We start from the raw sequence: 19,662 nt of genomic DNA on the forward strand, positions 1-19,662 counted from the left end.
ATTGAGAAAGGCTCTTCCTTTTTTATAATCTACGTTTAAACAACCTCGCACTTTATCAAGTATAGCATTAACATAAGTAATCTAATGCTGATTATTCTAACTCATTAAAAAATATAAATCATTATTGGGATTTGAAGAAATGAACTATTTGTTATTTTGGTTTTTCCAATATAAGATTCTAATAAAATTTCAAAAGAAAAACAATTAAATAAGCCCATAACAATTTTTATAATTACTCCTTAAACCCCGGATTTCCCCATATATTGACTAAAATCAACATGGGAAACTACCTATTCGGTGAGCATAAAATCTTTTCGGGCCATAACCCCTTTATTTATTAGGGTTTCAGGAGATAGATTCGAATCCCTCCGGCTCCACTATTAACCCTCGTAAGCACAGTATTTACAAGGGTTTCAGATTATAGTTGACTGTTTAGTTGACCTTTTTTGGTTTAAAACCCTTGGTATCCTCATTACCTTTGGCTTGTATTTATGGAGTAAGCCTTCAGTTGAGCCAATTGAAAACCATCAATAAATGGTCACCAATGCCAAGAACCCAAAAGCCACAGGAGATAATTCAAAAAAAGGATTTGAAATGCCAAAAAAGTGAAGTCACCCAATTCTGGGCAATTTGTCCAAAATTTTTGATATTCATTGCCTGTATTTGTATTCTTACAAATAATTCTCAATCCTGATATGAAACTAAATGTAACCACTTATATAGTAGGGTTCTTATTTCTCATTTGCTCATGCAGTTCTGAAAGTACAGATTCCGACAATCCGTCAAGACCTGCGGATGGGGAGGAAAATAACGGTGACGAAGGAAATAATCAAGATCCTATCGTTTTACCGGAAGTAAAGACTTTGGACATTGGTGAACTATTGATTTCATATGCAGAATTCAAAGGCGAGTTGATAAGTGAGGGTGATTCTCCGGTTATAGAAATCGGATTTGTCATAAGCACCGAGGAAGGCGCCACCATAGAATCCAATTTTTCCAGGCATCCAATCCCAGAAGAAGCTTCGGACAATTTTTCCCTAATTGTATACGACATTCCAGCAGACATAAATTTTTATTTAAGGGCATATGCCTTAAATGCTGATGGCGTAGGGTACGGAAATGACATAGCATTCAAGACTTTGGAAGACAATGCATTTGAAGGGAATGTGCACTTGGACACCCAAGAAAAGGTAGTAAACTTTGGAGAAATGGGAATAACAACCATTAACGGTAATCTCACAATTACAGGAACAGTCACCGACCTTAGTCCTCTAAGCAGTTTGGAACGGGTGCGTTCCGCCATAGATATTATTTCCACATCAGAACTAAAAACACTGCATGGACTTGATAATTTGACGCACACTGGATATTTAACACAAAGTCCCTTAAGGATAATATCAAATTCAGGCCTGGAAAGTTTACAAGGTTTAAATGGCCTTGTGAATGCCGCTGGAGGAATTATGATCGGTTCCATTGATTCATTGGTTGATTTAAAAGGGTTGGACAGTTTGCAAAAGGTAGAGGGAAAAAGCAATTTATCATTATACATTAGCAATTGTGCAAGTTTGAACAGTCTGGAAGGACTGAACAACCTTGAATCAGTGAGAGATCTGCATATTGCCGTGAACCCCTTACTTTCTGATATTTCTGCATTAGCTAACCTAGCAAACATCGAAAACTCGCTTACCATTCATTCTTGCCCATCATTAGTGGATTTGAATGGCATACAAAGCATCACAAGACTAACAGAAATCAGTATTTTAAACAATGATGGGATTACAAACCTTAAAGGGTTGGAAAATATTGATGAAGTACAGACTGTTGTTATCTCTGATAATGAAATTTTGACAGATGTAACTGCACTTGGAGGTATTGGCCAATTGGAATCTTTGGTTTTCAGCAGAAATGATACCATGGTTGACTTTCAAGGGCTTGAGAGGATAACTTTTGTTTCTACCCTTTCTATAGAGGACAATTCCATTTTAGAATCGTTTGCGGGATTAGAAAACCTTGAAGAAGTCAATGAATTATATGTGAACAGAAACCCCATTATTAAAAACTTCAATGGGCTGGAAGGGCTCAAAAGAATTTCAAACAACAATTCCTTAAAAAGTATTTTGGGTATATTTTCCAATCCAGAACTTATTTCGTTGGAAGGATTAGGGAACCTTGCATCCCTTGAAGGAGATTTAACCATAACGAATAACGGGAATTTATCCAATTTCTGTGCTCTGGATCTTCTTTTTGACAGCAATGGTCCGGGAAGGGAAATAGTAATAGAGGACAATAACTTCAATCCATCCCCCGAAGAAATGAGTACCGGAACCTGTTCCCAATAACAAATTTAGAGCCTAAGAACCTGTGAAATCATCTAATCCCCTATTGCTTGTCCCACTGGCGTTTCTGTTTGCTTCCTGCTCCAAGGAGGATGATTGCACAAAAACCCAAATACTATATGGAAATCCAAATTTTGGAGGTGACAAAATAATTGAAGTACCCTGTGACACCCCAGAGCCATTGCCATTGGCCAAAACAATTTAGTTGGCCAAAACAATACCAGTGTTTTGTGACACTGATCAACCTATCTCTTTGGCAAACTTACCTAAAATGTATTTTTTGGTCACTTTCTCAGCATTTCCTCCATGGCCATGAGACTAAATCCAGACAATGAGTTTTGGGTTGGAGTTGTACCGCCCTGATTAGCTATTGAGCCACATAGTTCTTTTCCAACTTGGCCATCAATTCCCATAAATACAACACCCCTCTTGGCACATGGAAACACCCCTTCCATTTCCCGCCCTTCAGGTGATGCGTCACTTTGCCTTCCCGGGACAAATAGCCAAACCATTCCCCATGGTCTTCATCCACAAAATGCGACCATGTATATTCATGTAGTGTCATCAACCATTTCCAACAGCGCACATCGCCGGTCAAATAATACCCTTTTGCACAGGCTATCATGGCCTCGATATGGGGCCACCAAAGTTTATGGTCCCATTCCAATTGCTCGGTAGGATTGCCCTTGAGGTCCATAAAATAAAACAGCCCCCCATACTCTGAATCCCAACCGTACTCCAATGTGGATATCACGGCATCCGTACACTTTTGGATAAGTTCCCTATCATTTTGTCGTTCAGCAATATCCATTAAAAACCATAGGGTTTCCAGGCCATGCCCAGGATTGACGAGTCTTCCTTGAAATGTATCACTGAAACTGCCGTCCATGCCCACATTCTCCATAATCAGGCCATGCTCGGGCTTATAAAAGTAGGATAGAATCTTCCTTTTGACACTGTTAAGCTGATCGTCCACAATCTTGGCATCCAGAATATGGCTGAGTTCCAATACCAAATTACTCAAAATCATGGGTAAGCTTAGACTTTGCAGCTCCCTGGTACCAGGATATGTCTTTTCGTATTTTCCCTTTGGGTTATCCTGCGCATCAAGAATGTTATAAAAAGTTTGGGTTGCTATGGCAGTATGTTCGGTTTTTCCCGTGATTTTCCCCAGCTGGCCAAATGCCATAGATGCAAAACAATCTGAAAAGATATTATAGGGTTGCACCAAAGGACTTCCTTTTTTATCCAAGGAAAAGTACCATCGTCCAGATTCGCTTCTACCGAATCTCTGCAGAAAATCAGCACCATAGCTCGCTATATCAAGCCAATCTCCCTTTGGCTCGACTTCATTGTAAAGTTTGGCAAACATCCATACCTGCCTGCATTGGAGCCATACAAACTTATCCGTATCATATACACTCCCATCCACGCCCAAACAGGTGTAAAATCCTCCATCCTCTTTATCTATGGAATGTTTCTCCCAAAAAGGCAGGACATGCCCCAATAGATTTTCCTTGTAAATCTCCTTATACTTTCCAAAATCCTCTTTCCCTACGACCAAAACTTATAATTTTTGTTTCCTTTTCTAAACTTGCGTGACGGCACGAAACAATATTAATTTTTAATTACTAATAATGCAATAATTAATAAATTATTTTATTAATATAGTTATGCAGAATAAAAATCAAGTGCATTTGACAACCTTTTAAAACGCTCCTTTCTAGCGATTTAGCAACAACCCATAAAAATCCATCAACAAAACCGCATCGCTCGGATAATCTGTTTTCATTGCCATTATAGTTTTCTTACTATTTTTATCATCGCTCCTCGGTCTAAAAAAGAAAGAATGAAACAAAGCAAGCACAGTATTTTCAACGATATTCCGGACGAGCAGAAAAGCGGTGTCGTTTTCAAAAACCACCAACTCAAAAAGAAGATCATTAAGCTGCTGGACAAAAAAGGAGCCACAACGATCAACGACATCTCAAAAAAATTCAATTCCAGCTCCCCCAAGGTAAATAAGCTCATCCAAGAACTCATTGATGAAGGACTCATTGAAGATCTTGGCAAAGCAGAGACCGATGTCGGTAGACGCCCCCATCTTTATGGGCTCATTGGTGATTCCATGTATTTTTTAGGGGTTGATTTGGGACGCAATTCCATAGAAATAGGGCTTATGGATTTCAATGAGAATCCCATCCATTTTTCGAGGGATATAGAATTCAACTTGGAAAACTCGGAAAAATCCCTACTTCAATTGTGCGACATCATCAACCGTTTTATAGACCAAAATCCCGGTTGGAGAAACAAAATTGTACGCATCGGTGTTAACCTTTCTGGCCGAGTTAACCATTTAAGCGGGTACAGCCATAATTTTTTCAACTTCACCAAAACCCCGTTAAGTAGCATACTTGAAGAAAAAACCGGAGTCCCCTGTTTTATTGAAAATGACACCCGGGCCAGGGCTTTTTATGAATTTTACAGCCATAAATCCAAGGACAGCGGAAACATCCTTTACATAAACGCAGATTACGGTCTGGGGCTGGGAGTTTTGGCCCAAGGAAGACTTTTGTATGGAAAATCAGGCTATGCAGGGGAGTTTGGGCATATTCCCTTTTTCGACAATGAAATCATCTGCATATGCGGTAAAAAAGGCTGCTTGGAAACGGAAGTTTCAGGAAGAGCCCTTGAAAAACAGTTCAAGGACAAACTCAAGGAAGGGCAATCTTCATCCCTACAGCATAGCTTTGTAAACCTTGAGAACATCAGAATGGACGACATCATCAAAGCGGCCAACAATGATGACACCCTATCCATTGAACTCATTGGGGTAATGGCCGAAAAGCTCGGAAAGGGAGTCACTACCCTGATACATTTATACAATCCGGAACTGATTATTTTTGGAGGCGCCTTGGCAAAATCCAAAGACCATTTTTTCCTTCCCCTTCAAATGACCGTCAATAAATACTCCCTAAGCATTGTTAGGGCCGACACGCAATTGGAACTATCAAAAGGCACCGAGGGAGCCGGAGTATTGGGCGCCTGCTATTTGGCAAAGCACAAGGTTTTAAATCCAAACCCCTCCTAACTTTATTGTTCCCAAAACCGCTCTATCTCCTCAAGGGTCTTGCCCGTTGTCTCCGGAACCAGTTTCCATATGATGTACATGTAGGGGAAACACATTACCGCAAATAACACAAAGGTTCCCTGAGGACTCAACACCTCCAAAAGCCACGGTGTCAACTGCCCTACGATAAAGGTTCCCGTCCAAAGTGAAAATCCTGCAATGGACATGGCCATACCCCGTATTTTGGTCGGGTACATCTCAGAAAGTAGCACAAAAATCACAGCGGATATGGAGATGGCCGTAAAAAAAACATATGCCAGGAACAAGATCAACAACACATAGGATGGGATATTCCATTCAGAAGCTTTCACAAAGTAGCCCGAGATGAGCAGTAATGTAAGTATCATCCCGGTCACACCAAAATACACCAGTTTCTTTCTCCCCACCTTATCAATGATGTATAGCGCAAGAATGGTGGTAAGCACATTGACACCCCCTACAAACACTTGATAAAACAAGGCATCTCCACCAGACATCCCACTTTGTTCGAAAATGGTGGGACCATAATACAGCACGGCATTCACTCCCATAAACTGCCCCAATATGGCCACTGCGGCACCAATGAGTATCGCCTTCAAAAAATTGGGACGCAACAACAGCCTCCAATTTCCTTTATCCACCTCACCCAAAGAAAGCTTCATCTCATGTACTTCTTCCTGAATTTTTGCAGGAGAGCTGTAAATCTTACCCAGCACCATTGTCGATTTATTTTCATCACCTCTAAAGAATAACCATCTGGGACTTTCCGGTAAAAGGAACACCATCAACAAAAAGAGCAGCGCAGGAAACGCCTCCATGCCCAACATTCCTCTCCACACCTCCTCCACAAGCAGCTTATTCCATTGAGCTCCTTCAAGTTGACCAACGCTATCCGAAAAATCGAGCAACTCAAAATTCACAAGATACGCCGCCAAAAAACCGACGGTAATCGCCAATTGGTACAAGGTGACCATTGCCCCCCTGTATTTTGCAAAAGCAATCTCGGAGATATACATTGGGGAAATGATCGAAATCATCCCGATACCAATCCCACCACATATCCGAAACAACACCAGCTGGAGCATATCCGCTGCCAACGCACAACCTACGGCCGACACGAAGAAGAAAACAGAGGAAATCAACATGGCCTTTTTTCTACCGATCAAATCACTGATGTAACCAGCGACCAACACACCTCCGATAGAACCGATCAAAGCTGAGCTGACATACCACCCCTGTAAAACGGAATCCAATTCAAATTGCGAAGCAACCATGGTTATGGTTCCAGAGATCACTGCAGTGTCGTAGCCAAAAAGGAAACCCCCAAGGGCCGCCACAGCCGAAATAAAAACCACATACCCCAGATTACCTTCTTTGCCGATTTGATCAAGATTCATAATACACGCTTAATGAGTCGCAACTTAATGATATTTATTTTTATAATATCTCTTATTAATAATTTTTTTTACAAATACATGTACAGAAACCACCCCAAGACACTTTTCCCGCGAGTTTATATCCCAAAATACTCCCTATATCGGTTATATAGATGACCCGCTTGGAGATATGCCGATTGCGGGCTCATGAAATGTGAAAATTCAAAGGTAATGGCCTTGTGATAATTTGCCCGTTGCGCCGCTTCGAGCTTCATTCTCAGCTTATCAAATTTTATAGGGAAAAACTTTATGGGCATATCCCTACTGAAGGATTCTGCATTGGTCCAACACTCTATTCCATAGCGATCGGCCAATTTCTTGTTCACTCCAAAGAACGCATCCAATTCGTCATAATCAATATGTCCATCTTGAAAGGCGCAGGCATCCACCACCTCATGGATTCCGGAAAATATTTCGTCCCATTCCCTTTCATGTTCCACAACGGAAACCGCTTCGGATTTGGTCAAGGTTCCCGAAGCCGCAGCCACGGCTTTTTTTCCATCGATCCAAGGGGAAATCAAGGTTGGCAATCCTCCAGAGACATCCTTGCAATGTTTGCCCAATTTGTGAAAAGATGTAATGGCTCCCTTGGTCCTTCTGCTGATCTCACCACTTAAGTACCAGCCTTGAAAACTTTTGTATCGACTACCGTAATTCTTCCAAACCTCATCGATTACATAGAGATTGGAATCGATTTCCTTGGTCAGATCCCCAGTATCCCAATATTCCCCTGAGTCGTATAATCCAAAATAGAACTTCATTTTATACTTCTCAGCCAATCGGAGGAACAACTCCAACAAATCTACCGAAGGCCTATAGCACCCTTTTGAAAGAAGATATTCAGAAGGGTAGGTGATAAATTTTCTATAACCGGACCTGATCATGATCACCGTATCTATCCCGATTGCCTTCATATGCTGAAAATCCTTTTCCCATTCCTTTTCTCCCCAATTTTGATGTGGAATGTCATGGGATATCTCATCAAGAAAAGTACCTGTGATCTGCAGACCCTGCTGTTTTGGAACAATCAAATTTGATTCTTCCATAACAAACTCCGGCTCGGAGGCATTTAAATATGGTTCTGCAAATAAAGCCGTTCCACCGAGCACAGCATTTTTCATGAATTGTCTACGTTTTGAGTCTTGTTTTCCCATAAAAAGTTCTTAGTATCCTGCAATTAAGTTTAAGTGAGTTATTTATAAGGTCAGGAAATATGTGGCATCAAAGTGATTCCAAATAATCCGGGTCACTAAAATATACAATTCACCCCACACATTGAATCCATTCCACTGATCCATTTGAATTACTTGCAACGCCCCATAAACCCGCATCATCTGCGCAATAACGATGTCTTTTACCTAAAACTGTACGCAATCCATATCAAAATCTCATCAAAATGCATGTATTACATGTAAATAGTCCTGTAAATCCTTAGTTTAGCATTTTATTCCATGTAATGAACAAGGACAAAAGACAAGACATCATTCTCAATCTGGTCAATTCCAAAAGAAAAGTATATTCCAATGAATTGGCCATGGAGCTAAATGTTTCCGAAGACACCATACGAAGGGACCTGAACAGCCTTTCGGCCGAAGGTCTGATCAATAAGGTGCACGGTGGCGCCATTAGTAAGACCCAAAAATATTACAGCTACAATCACAACCTTATCATCAACAATGACCAAAAGGAATCGATTGCAAAAAAGGCTGTGACCCTTATTGATGATGGTGCATCCATGATCATAAGCGACGGCACAACCAACCTGACCATGGCACGTTTTCTGCCCAACGATATCAGGGCTACCGTTTACACCTATTGTTTGCCCATTGCCATGGAGTTGGCCAATCGCCCCAACATTGAACTTTTCTTTTTGGGTGGAAAAATCAATAAGAATTCTTTGGTCACTATTAGCTTGGACGTCATCCAAAAAATCTCCAGACTCAAGGTCGATTATGCTTTTTTAGGCACTGGTAGCATTACCCCTGAAGGCATTACCGAAGGTTCTTATGAGGTGGCCAGCATTAAACGGGAATTTGTAACCGCCTCAGACCAGACCATCTCCTTGGTAACTTCGGACAAACTCGACCGAAAACAGAGCCATATTGTGTGTGACATTGATGAAATCTCAACCTTGATCACCGATTTGGACCCTGCTGACAAAAGGTTGGATGCGTATCGGGCCACAGGTGTTAAACTACTCTAGATCCATAAACAAAGTCTCCCGCTGTCACCGGTTCTTTTTATCCAACACCTCGTCCAAGGACACAAACTCGTAGCCTCTACCATTCAAGGCAATTACAAGCCCTTCCAACCTCGCGTAGAGTTTATCGGTTCGTTTGGGGTCCGTGCCCACATGTGTCAAAAGCAAGAAACCATTCAACCCCTCTTTTGCTTCATACGCTAAAATGGACTCCATAATCTCATCACTGCTCCGGTAGTTTTTCATATCCGGAGTGGTGTAATCCGCATGGGAAATGGTCCCGGGCGTGTAATTGATCAAACTTAAGTCCAATTGGTTGGTCCATTGCGTAATCTCGCTGCTGTTCCACTCGTAAGGGGGCAAGAAAAAGGGAGCGTTCTCTTTTTGTACCCCATGTTGCGCCATGATTTCATAGTTGTCCAACAGATCTTGCTGAAATTCTTCCTGACTTACCAACAGCTTCTTTTGGGGAGACCAGTCGTTGTATAGCAAGTGCTTATCCGAATGTGCACCCAAGTAATGCCCTCCGTCCTTTAATTTCTTGATCAAGCCGGCATACTTTGGATTTCGATAAAAATTCCCGGTGAAAAAGAACGATCCCTTGATTTGATGTTTGTCCAACACCTTCAATATAGCAGGCAACCCATCGGCGTATTGATCTCCGGTAAATGTTAGGTTGATTTTCTTTTCGGAAGTGTTACCCCGTATCAACGCCCCACTATCATCATAGGTGAAATTCGCTTTTTGATGTCCAGTTTTTTGACTTCTGGCCTCCATAGAAGATAAATAATATACCAAAGAAGCTGTCCCGTCCATGGTAGGTTCGTTGGTGGAATAATCCCCAACATCGTCATGATAGACGACCAAATCGGACTGAAACTCAGCATAGCTGTCCTCCTCTTCCAACTTGATACCGATAAGACTATTGAAAATAGAGCCATACACGGGTCCATCCACCAACCCTCCGTAGGTAGCATATCCCTCCAACACAGTCAATGACGAATGGGGTTTTACAGGCGAATCGGCGTGCTCTGGCAACCCAACGATCATACTTGTTCCCCAAGGATTGCACCCAAACAGCCAATCCCTAAGGGCCGCCTCCATTTCCAAATAGGTATTGTCACCGGTGAGCTCATGGTACATATGGGATTGTGTGACCGCGGCGGTGACAAAGTTATTGGAACACCACACAAAAGGCGTTCCTATAAGGAAAGCATTGTCCTTTCCGCGCTGCCGAATGGCTTCCAAACCTTTCTTGTACAATGCAGCCATATCTTTGGCCTTCTCATTTTTTCCTGAAATACCTAGCTCAAAATGCCCGGCATTTAAAAAAGGGTAATATTGATAATGTCGAACGGTATCCCTTCCCATCCATGGGGAAACCTGTTCTTGATCGGCAAAATCAATCCCTTCCCTTTTATACCTATCATCTCCTGTAAGATTGTACAGGGCCCCGGCAGCCAGTTCCATATCGTCATGCCAGTTTTCCTCTTCATAAAAATAAGGGCCCTTGCACGGTGCCGTCTGACTAACCCCTGGATTCTTCTTGCCAAAATCATAAGCATTCACCGCTCGGGAAAGAAGATCCTCGGTATAATTTGGATAAAATTCTTTCAATACCATACCCCCCATGGCAAAAGAAGAGGCAAACTTGCCCGCCGTGGAGGCAACCCCAGTAGAACGGTTTTGGTATTTTTTCAGGCCTTGCTTTTCGGCAGAGGCCAAATAGACCGGCCTGCCTTTTCTGTTCTCGTTGTAAACCACAGTATCCTTGTTGGGCAAACGGTACCCAGCATGATCCCTATCATCTGCAATTTGGTTGTAGTACTCTTCTGGGGAAGGATTCATTTTTTTGAGCCAATCCATCCCAAACTTGGCCTCATCTATTACATCTGGAATGCCATTTTTCCCTGGGAGTCCGTTGGCTTGGAACCTATCCCCGAACGCTTCCGGATTTTCCCTGTAGGCCAACAACAATTGGTATACCGCATTGGCCGAAGTGGCCGTGTATTGCAAATAATCCGTGGCATCATGCCATCCGCCGGTGACATCGATACGTTCCCCTTCCCTTTTGGGATTATAGATGATATAACCATCATCCAAATGACAGGAATCCGTTAAAAACGGATTATATCCGCAGCGCTGTTGCCGCATATATTTTAAAAGGAAATCCGCAGTATTGTCATAAACATTGGCATTGATATCAAATTCTGGAGACGTAATGGCATTGACCTTGATAAAATATCGTCCTGTTTGCTCAAAATCACCAAAATCCAACCGATACGATGACTCAAAAGGTCCGTAAGCACCCTTGGGCGTTACCTTTTGGGATGAATAGACCTGTTTTCCCGTGACCGCATCCACCAAGGAAAAGGATGTAACTTTCATCTTTGCCTTGGAGCCCAATACCGCCACTTTTATGGATTGGGGCAAATACCCCAAATTGTTTATCCGTATCCAAGATTTTTCTTCTTGGGCACTAGCCAAGGTCAAACAAAAAAGAAAAAGAACCAACAGCCCCCTGTTTTTCATATCAAAAAGTAGTTTAACGATCCAATCAATCCTTTTTAAGGTCATTGAAGTTGATCAAATCAAAATTATAATTCAAATAGTCCCTATGGATTCTCTCAACATGATCAATATCCCATTGTCTATCCCTATTAAGGCTGGAATAGCAACTTGGGTCATAGGTGCCGGGATGAAAGACCAACTCATAGGTCTTTCCTTTTTTCAGCCCCTTTAGCCAATCATCTATTTCCGAAAAATCTTCCACGGAACCATAAAAGTATTTTTTGTCCGGCATCATCACTCCCCTAAAAGCCTTACCATGATTCCGGAACGGCAATCCTTTCTCGCGACAAAATTTTGCCACAATAGAGTGGTACTTGGTGTGCAAATGCTCTTTGTGCACATCCAAATGGCTGGGAGCTATACCAAAAATATCGATGAATTTCTGGTATTGCCCCTCCACTTGTTGCTTATGTTTGTCATACGTGAATTCAACATGCAGGCCAACGCTGATATCGCTGTATCCGTTCAGGTATTTCAGCTCCTTCACTGTTGCGGCCTGGCTATCCGAAATTCGGTTTACCATCACCGTTGTGGAAGTGATTTTCTTTTCCAACAGAAGTTGGATGATACTCCCATTGAAATGATCGCTCATTCCAAAATCATCCGCATTGATTATCAAGTACGCCATGTTTCAATCTTAAACTCCTGCGATCCTTCTCTTATATTCACTCAACGCATCTGCCAATCGCTGTTTGGAGGTTGAATCCCCTGGCACGTTGTGCGATGGATGGATATGGAGCTTGACTCCTCTATCGGCCAATATTTCGGCCACTGTGGTAACGGTCATCCACACCGCCGTGATAAATGCCATAGTGGAAACCGGGCCCACTTTATCCACATGGTTCTTCAACGGCACGGATGCATCTTCACCTGGCGCACAGGTATCCACCACCAAATCGGCGAGTTGAAACAATGTTTTTCCACAGGAATGTTTGGTGGTCTTATCTTTGGCTTCGGCCGCTGAACCGAACACGATGACCTTCATGCCTTTTTCCTTGGCATCCAAAGCAATATCGATGTTCACGGCATTGACCCCGGTATGGGAGAACAACCACATGGTGTCTTCCTTATCAAAATTGTGCCCTTTCATAATCTCGCGGCCATAGCCTTCCACCCGCTCCAAGAAGATGAATTGGTCCACTCCCATCTGCCCAACAATGTTGGTAAAAAAGGTAAGAGGCAGCTCCACAATGGGATGAAAGCCCACAAACCCACCAATTCTGGGATACATTTCCTCAATGGGCAGCGTGGCGTGGCCACACCCAAAGGTATGTACCCATTTTCCCTTTTCTATTGAATCGGCCATGATCTCGGCCGCTTTTTGAATGTTCTCCATTTGAGTTTCCTCGATTTCGGACATTACATTCCTGGCATTGTTAAGCCACTGTTTTGCTAACATTACTGATATATTTAATATTAAAATTGATTTAATTTTCTTCGTAATCCGAGTATGAGTCCACCCATGACCAAGACCAACAGCATCAGAAGCACCGGATAAAACCCTATACCGAAGTATTGTGAAACCCACCCCATAAGATGGTTGCTCAATACATTTCCGATCAACGCTATGGTAATGACCAGACTAAAGGCCGTACCCGTCAATTCTTTATACATCTTTCCCACATAGCCCAACACCACCGGAAAACCAGCAGCTAGGCCAAATCCAAAACCTACAAGGCCGATCAAGGAAAGCAAATGGGTTTGGAAAGTCCAGATAATCCCTGCACTTCCCATAAGGATGCAAACACTTAAAAGCAACACTGTATAGGGATTCATCACTCGTAATATTTTCCCCAACAACAATCGGGCAACACAAAGTCCGGCCACAAAAAGGGACAGGGTAAACAAAGCATCCGTTGCCTCGAACTGCCTTTCGGATTCCAAAAATGTTGTGGTCCAATTATTGGCTATCCCTTCCAGTCCACTTTGAAAAAACAGCACAAAACCCAATACCAACAAAATGGGATCCTTCAACATTCCTAAGCTCTTCGCAATTGGGAACCCATGTGCATTTTTTGGTTTCGGAAAAGCGGTTATGACAAAAAGAATCACGGGCAATAACATCCCCGCACCCATCCAAAAAATAAGCACATCCAGTTCCAAATATTTTTGCAGAAAACCCACCATGGCAGGAACCCCCAAAGCACCCACACCGTAGAAGACGCCCAACAGGCTCAAATTGGCACTGTGCTTATCCTTACTGATATCCGAAACAAGGGCATTGGTGGCGCCGTTCAAAATTCCACCTCCCAGTCCGATCACAACAATGGCCCAGTTCAAATGATTTGATTGAGCGGTAATACCAAGACCTTCAAACCCAAAAAAAGAAAGGAGCCCCCCAATGATCAATATAACCTTGTACCCAAACCGATCTACCAAGGGACCAAAGACCATGGATCCCAACAAAATGCCAAAGGGCAACAAGGACAAAGTAGCGCCTGTTTCGAGTTTGCTCAGATAGATTTTTTTTGAAATGGAAGGTAACAATGACCCCAAGGAAATCATCACGACCCCAAACAACAACATGCCCAAGCATGCTGCCACAAAAACCACTTTGTAATTGTATTTTGAGTCTTCCATTACCACAATTAAACCTTATCCCTTAACGACTTAAGCGCCAAATAGCCTGCCCCGACCAGTCCAGCATCACCTTCCAAGGTAGAAGCCTCTATGGTCACTTTGCCAAAACTGATGGGTTGGGCCCATTGTTCCGACACCGATATGATCTTATCCATAAATTGGGAAGCGGGACCAAAAACACCACCACCAAATATTATTTTTTCCGGATTGAAGGTGCTTATCAAATTGGCCGCAAAGACACCCCAATAGGAAATGGCTGTTTCCAAAGCAGATACTGCAATCGGGTCATCTGTCTCATAAGCTTTGAATACATCTTCTGTGGAAAGGGTCTCCTTGGATATTTTTCGTAGACCGCTCTCAACCTCAGGGGATTCTTCCAGAAGTTTGGCGGCATGACTCGAAATCCCACTCCCAGATGCATATTGTTCTAAATTTCCTCTTTGACGATCGGTGGAAGAGAGCGCCACGTCCATTCCCATCCATCCAATGGAACCTGCAATGCCATGTGCCCCGTTCAAGACCGTGCCATTGGCCCAAATACCAACACCTATCCCTGTACCTACGGTAACGAACAAGGCATGTTTACAGCCTTTGGCCTTTCCTTTCCAAACTTCAGCAAGAATGGAACAGGAACGGTCATTGTCGATAGCCACTGGTATTCCCGAGATGTTTATCCCCTTTTCAACCACATCCTTTAATTTAAATTCTTCCCATCCGGGAATATTTGGCGCCCAAACCGTGTTGGTGTTTTCATCATATATTCCAGGAACACAAATCCCAATAGCGGTGACCTGCCATCCTTCCTCCTCCGCTGTATGCAAAAGCTCATTCACCAAATCCACAATCAACATCCCAACGGCTTCACCCGTTCTACCCTCAAGCTTCTTTACTTCCTTTGTCAATAGGGCACCCTCGAGCTGAAAAATACCTCCGGCAGCTTTGGTCCCTCCCAAATCAATACCGATCACCACCTTCTTATCGCGCTCCATACTTTTTGATTTCTTTAATAACATGCACAATGTAAGCAAAAAATATATTCATTGTACTTTATCAATACAATTTATGCTTTTTTAATGCACATTTATTTTTTAATTAATCAAATAAATGCATAAAACATGCAAATAAAGTCAACGAATTAAACAAAAGCCCTTACGCCAACAATACTCTTATGGACTATAGGGCCCCAGCACCATCCTTTTTCGTTATCTTAGTTCGCACCACCCACCTAAACAGACTTTTATGAGAATTTTATTCCTGTTGCTATCCTATTTCTTACTGCACACCACCTCCATATTGGCCCAAGAAGATTCAACACCTTTTGAAAATCTTACATTTCGTTTCATAGGACCCGAAGGCAATAGAGCCATTGCCATCGCAGGGGTGCCGGGCGACCCTATGGTCAATTATATCGGTGCGGCATCGGGCGGACTTTGGAAAACCATGGATGGAGGCATCAACTGGAATCCCATTTTTGACGATCAAGAGGTTTCATCCATTGGGTCCTTGGCCTTGGCACCTTCCAACCCCAACATTATATGGGTGGGAACAGGTGAGACTTTTGTAATCCGTCCAGCCCACGCCATGGGTGATGGCATCTACAAATCTGAAGATGCTGGAAAAACCTGGAAAAGAATGGGCCTCGAAAAAACTGGGCGCATTGGCCGGGTAATCGTTCACCCTACCAATCCGGACATTGTCTATGCCGCTGCATTGGGCCATACCTACGGCCCCCAACAGGAACGTGGCGTGTACAAAACCACTGATGGAGGAAAAACTTGGAAACAGATTTTGTTCATCGATGAGCATACGGGAGCCGCCGAACTGGCCATCGACCCAAAAAATCCAGACCGATTGCTCGTAGGCATGTGGTCGATTCACATCAATACCTGGGGTCTGAACAGTGGTGGACCGGGAGGCGGTGTATACCGTACCACCAATGGCGGCAATTCTTGGGAAGCGCTATCCAAATACGGTTTGCCCGGAGGAAAAAACCACCCCGTTGGAAAAACGGCCGTGGCCATTGCCCCTTCACAACCCGATGTGGTCTACGCCCTTTTTGAAATTGATAGTCCCGCCCTATACCGTTCAGAGGATTTCGGGAACACATGGACCCTTCAAACCCGAAACCACGATATTGCCGAAAGAGCCCCGTATTACACTCGAATGGCCGTTTCTCCGGATGACCCTGACGAAATCTATTTTGCAAGTGTAAAATTCAGCACCTCAACAGATGCCGGAAAAACCATATCCGGAGGATATGCCGCAGGTGGGGACAATCACGATATTTGGCTGGACCCCACCAATGCGGACCGCATGATGGTTGCCCATGACGGTTGCGCGAGCATCACCCTGAACCACGGGGTGAGCTTTCAACGCATTGTCCTGCCCATTGCCCAAATGTACCATGCTGCGGTGGACGATAAAATCCCATACAATGTATATGGAAACCGTCAGGATGGGTATTCGTACAAAGGACCCAGCAATAGTCTTCAAGGTTATATTCCCCTTGGTCTTTGGGAAGGTGTGGGAGGTTGCGAAAGTGGATTTGCCCAACCCGACCCTTTTGACAATGATATTGTTTGGTCCGGTTGCTATGATGGCGGACTTCAACGGTATAATGCCCGAACTGGCCATGCACGTGATGTGCGCGTTTGGCCCGAAGCCGGATATGGATGGGAACCCGGCAAATTAAAATACCGTTGGCATTGGAACTTCCCCTTGGCTTTTTCGCCGCATACCCCACATCGGGTTTATGTAGGGAGCCAATTTGTACATAAAAGTGATGATGACGGACAAAGTTGGCAGGTCATTAGTCCCGATTTGACCTTGAACGACAAAACACATCAGCAAAATTCAGGTGGGGTGGCCATTGATAATCTAATGACTTTTGATGGCGCTACGCTCTTCAGCATTGCGGAGTCCAAACTGGAACCGGGACACATCTGGACCGGCAGCAATGACGGACAGGTACATTTGACCCAAAACGGCGGGGAAACTTGGACCAATGTGACCCAAAACATTCCCAACCTCCCCAAATGGGGCACCATTGCCAATATTGAGGTTTCTCGATTTAAAAAAGGTACCGTATATATAACTGTGGACCTTCACCAAATGGGTGATTTTAACCCGTATGTGTACAAAACTTCCGATTATGGCCAAAGCTGGAAATTGATCAGTGGCTCAGTGCCTAAATCCGTCCATAGTTTCGCCCATGTGATCAAGGAAGACCCCAAAAGGGAGGGCATGCTCTATTTGGGTGTGGACAATGGCATCTACGTGAGTACCAATGATGGGCAAAGTTGGATGCGCCTGCGAAACAATCTCCCCCCAGCACCGGTATATTGGCTGGAAATCCAGGAACGGTTTGATGATTTGGTCGTGGGAACCTACGGAAGAGGGTATTACATTCTGGACAATATTTCACCCTTACGCGAATACGATATGGACGCGCAGGATAAGGATGCCCATCTGTTCAGCATACGCCCCTCTTATCGGTTTCAGGAAAAACAGAGCATAAAGACCGATGGCCCCAGTCTTAACTCCGGGACAAATCCAGCCTATGGGTCAGACATCAACTATTTTTTAAAGGACAGTACCCATCAAAAAGTGGAAATCCAGATTCTCACCTCCAATGATGAGATTGTGCGTACGCTACAAGGAAAAAATGATGCGGGTATACACCGGGTGATGTGGGACCTTAGATACGAACCCACTTACAAACCCAAATTACAATCCACTCCCCCTGGCCGACCTTGGGTACAACTGAATGGTGAAGGTTGGCGTCCCTTGGTCACCTGGGACTTGGATTTGATGCGAGGACAATATGGCCCCAGAGTGGTTCCCGATACTTATAAAGTAAAACTGATTGTTGGGGAAACAGCATATGTCCGGGAAGTGGAAGTCCTGAAAGACCCTTCCACCGAAGGAACCTTGGAAGATATCCAAAAACAAGTAGCCTTTTCCCTAGAGCTCAGGGATGCCATAAACGTGGCGGTGACTATGATCAATGATATTGAATCCATTCGGGCCGAACTGAATGAGATCGTTCCACAGTTGCGAAATAAAAATGACATTAAAAAGGCGGAACAGCTCCGTTCGATGGCCGAAGCCATTGCAGGTTCCTTATATGACATCCATTTGACCGGTGCCCGGGAAGATGCATTTCGGTCCCCCATGAAACTATACGGTCGTTTAAGTGCCCTTGCCAGCGATATCACCGGAAACGGTGTGGACTTTAGACCCACTGACCAACAAGGGGAGGTCTACTCCATTTTCAACAAAAGACTCAAAGACGTTGATGACAAATTCAAAACCTTTATGAACGTAGAGGTCAAAAATTTCAACAGTCAATTGAAAAAAAGTGAGCTTCAAATACTATTGGACAAGAAAATCAAGTCTTGATCAACGTAACAGGCCCTACAAAACCTGAAATCCATGGGCATAGGGATCGTCATCATCTATGATGATGGTGTTATACCCAGTTATTTGTGCCCATCCTTGGATGCTGGGCACAATGGCATTGACATTGGTCAAAGTGGTCTCTTTTTCAACTCGCCCAATAAACTTACTCCCGATAAAACTTTCATGGATAAAGTCTTCCCCCATCTTCAACTTTCCCTTGGCATACAACTGCGCCAAACGGGCCGATGTTCCCGTGCCGCAAGGCGAACGATCAATGGCCTTGTCCCCATAAAACACGGCATTTCTCCCTGAGGAGGTTGGATCTAAAGGATTTCCTGTCCACATCATATGGCTGACATCCCTAATCGTCGTATTCTCAGGGTGGATGAATCTATCGGGATATTTTGCATTGATCCTTTCCCGGACCACCTTGGAATACTGAATGATCTTGGATGCCGAAAAATCATGCACTCCACTAAAATTATCCTGCGGATCCACAATGGCATAGTAATTTCCGCCGTAGGCCACATCAAAGGTAATTTCTCCCAACTCGGGGCATTCCACCGTAAGATTTTCGGCCGCCAAATAGGATTTTACATTCACCAATTTGACCCAATCCACTTTCTTTCCTGTCTGTTGGTATTCGATTTCGACCAAACCTGCAGGGGCCTCCATTCTAATTTTTCCAGGGATTTTAGGCTGAATTAATCCTTCCTCCAAAGCAATGGTAATGGTCCCAATGGTCCCATGCCCGCACATGGGCAAACAGCCCGAAGTTTCAATAAAAAGAATCGCGATGTCATTTTCGGGCTCGTGCGGCGGAAAGAGAATACTGCCACTCATCATATCATGTCCCCTGGGCTCAAACATAAGCCCTTTGCGAATCCAGTCAAATTCCTTGAGGAAATGCTGTCGTTTTTCACTCATATTCCGCCCCAAAAGGTTGGGACCTCCACCTGCCACCAAACGGACAGGGTTTCCACAGGTGTGGGCATCCACACAAAAAAACGTCTTTCTTGCCACGGCTAG

13 protein-coding genes are annotated in these 19,662 nt (G+C 43.7%); 4 read left to right on the forward strand and 9 right to left on the reverse strand.

Annotated features, from left to right (window positions below; translation table 11 throughout):
- The first annotated feature begins 695 nt into the window (after positions 1-695).
- Positions 696-2,339, forward strand: coding sequence for a leucine-rich repeat domain-containing protein (locus DN53_RS04430; protein WP_129653176.1), 1,644 nt, complete (start codon positions 696-698; stop codon positions 2,337-2,339).
- 364 nt (positions 2,340-2,703) lie between these two features.
- On the opposite strand, the gene DN53_RS04435 is transcribed toward DN53_RS04430, so the two are convergent.
- Positions 2,704-3,900 carry a n-acyl-d-glucosamine 2-epimerase gene (locus DN53_RS04435; RefSeq protein ID WP_129653177.1) on the reverse strand — a complete coding sequence of 399 codons (1,197 nt, stop codon included), beginning with the start codon at positions 3,898-3,900 and terminating at the stop codon, positions 2,704-2,706.
- 285 nt (positions 3,901-4,185) lie between these two features.
- Here DN53_RS04435 and DN53_RS04440 point away from each other — a divergent pair, with 285 nt between their 5' ends.
- Positions 4,186-5,427 carry an ROK family protein gene (locus DN53_RS04440; RefSeq protein WP_129653178.1) on the forward strand — a complete coding sequence of 414 codons (1,242 nt, stop codon included), beginning with the start codon at positions 4,186-4,188 and terminating at the stop codon, positions 5,425-5,427.
- A gap of 2 nt (positions 5,428-5,429) precedes the next feature.
- Here DN53_RS04440 and DN53_RS04445 read toward each other — a convergent pair whose 3' ends face one another.
- Positions 5,430-6,842, reverse strand: coding sequence for a sugar porter family MFS transporter (locus DN53_RS04445; protein WP_129653179.1), 1,413 nt, complete (start codon positions 6,840-6,842; stop codon positions 5,430-5,432).
- A gap of 116 nt (positions 6,843-6,958) precedes the next feature.
- A complete protein-coding gene (locus DN53_RS04450; RefSeq protein WP_242502061.1) occupies positions 6,959-8,002 on the reverse strand; it encodes a DUF4434 domain-containing protein in 1,044 nt (347 codons plus the stop codon).
- Between the two features lie 335 nt (positions 8,003-8,337).
- On the opposite strand from DN53_RS04450, the gene DN53_RS04455 reads away from it, so the two are divergent.
- The gene (locus DN53_RS04455; protein ID WP_129653181.1) at positions 8,338-9,084 is read left to right on the forward strand and encodes a DeoR/GlpR family DNA-binding transcription regulator; all 747 of its coding nucleotides are present in this window, start codon (positions 8,338-8,340) and stop codon (positions 9,082-9,084) included.
- Between the two features lie 24 nt (positions 9,085-9,108).
- Here the strand turns inward: DN53_RS04455 and DN53_RS04460 are convergent, their stop codons facing one another.
- From DN53_RS04460 to DN53_RS04480, 5 genes are read right to left on the reverse strand one after another with little or no spacing between them, the layout of a single operon-like run.
- On the reverse strand, positions 9,109-11,613 hold the full coding sequence (locus DN53_RS04460; protein ID WP_129653182.1) for a bifunctional glycoside hydrolase family 9 protein/polysaccharide deacetylase: 2,505 nt from the start codon (positions 11,611-11,613) through the stop codon (positions 9,109-9,111).
- A gap of 25 nt (positions 11,614-11,638) precedes the next feature.
- Positions 11,639-12,280: a ChbG/HpnK family deacetylase gene (locus tag DN53_RS04465; protein WP_129653183.1), complete on the reverse strand. Its 642-nt coding sequence runs from the start codon at positions 12,278-12,280 to the stop codon at positions 11,639-11,641.
- A gap of 9 nt (positions 12,281-12,289) precedes the next feature.
- Complete coding sequence (locus tag DN53_RS04470) at positions 12,290-13,051, reverse strand: sugar isomerase domain-containing protein (protein ID WP_116218517.1); 762 nt, start codon at positions 13,049-13,051, stop codon at positions 12,290-12,292.
- Between the two features lie 17 nt (positions 13,052-13,068).
- Complete coding sequence (locus DN53_RS04475) at positions 13,069-14,232, reverse strand: MFS transporter (RefSeq protein WP_129653184.1); 1,164 nt, start codon at positions 14,230-14,232, stop codon at positions 13,069-13,071.
- An 8-nt stretch (positions 14,233-14,240) separates the two neighbouring features.
- Positions 14,241-15,221: an ROK family protein gene (locus DN53_RS04480; RefSeq protein ID WP_165357274.1), complete on the reverse strand. Its 981-nt coding sequence runs from the start codon at positions 15,219-15,221 to the stop codon at positions 14,241-14,243.
- 250 nt (positions 15,222-15,471) lie between these two features.
- Here DN53_RS04480 and DN53_RS04485 point away from each other — a divergent pair, with 250 nt between their 5' ends.
- Complete coding sequence (locus tag DN53_RS04485) at positions 15,472-18,633, forward strand: WD40/YVTN/BNR-like repeat-containing protein (protein WP_129653186.1); 3,162 nt, start codon at positions 15,472-15,474, stop codon at positions 18,631-18,633.
- A gap of 15 nt (positions 18,634-18,648) precedes the next feature.
- On the opposite strand, the gene DN53_RS04490 is transcribed toward DN53_RS04485, so the two are convergent.
- Positions 18,649-19,656: a 4-hydroxyproline epimerase gene (locus DN53_RS04490; protein WP_129653187.1), complete on the reverse strand. Its 1,008-nt coding sequence runs from the start codon at positions 19,654-19,656 to the stop codon at positions 18,649-18,651.
- Positions 19,657-19,662: the final 6 nt, after the last annotated feature.

It is taken from the genome of Flagellimonas olearia, from assembly GCF_004150225.1.
Taxonomy (GTDB): Bacteria; Bacteroidota; Bacteroidia; order Flavobacteriales; family Flavobacteriaceae; genus Flagellimonas; species Flagellimonas olearia.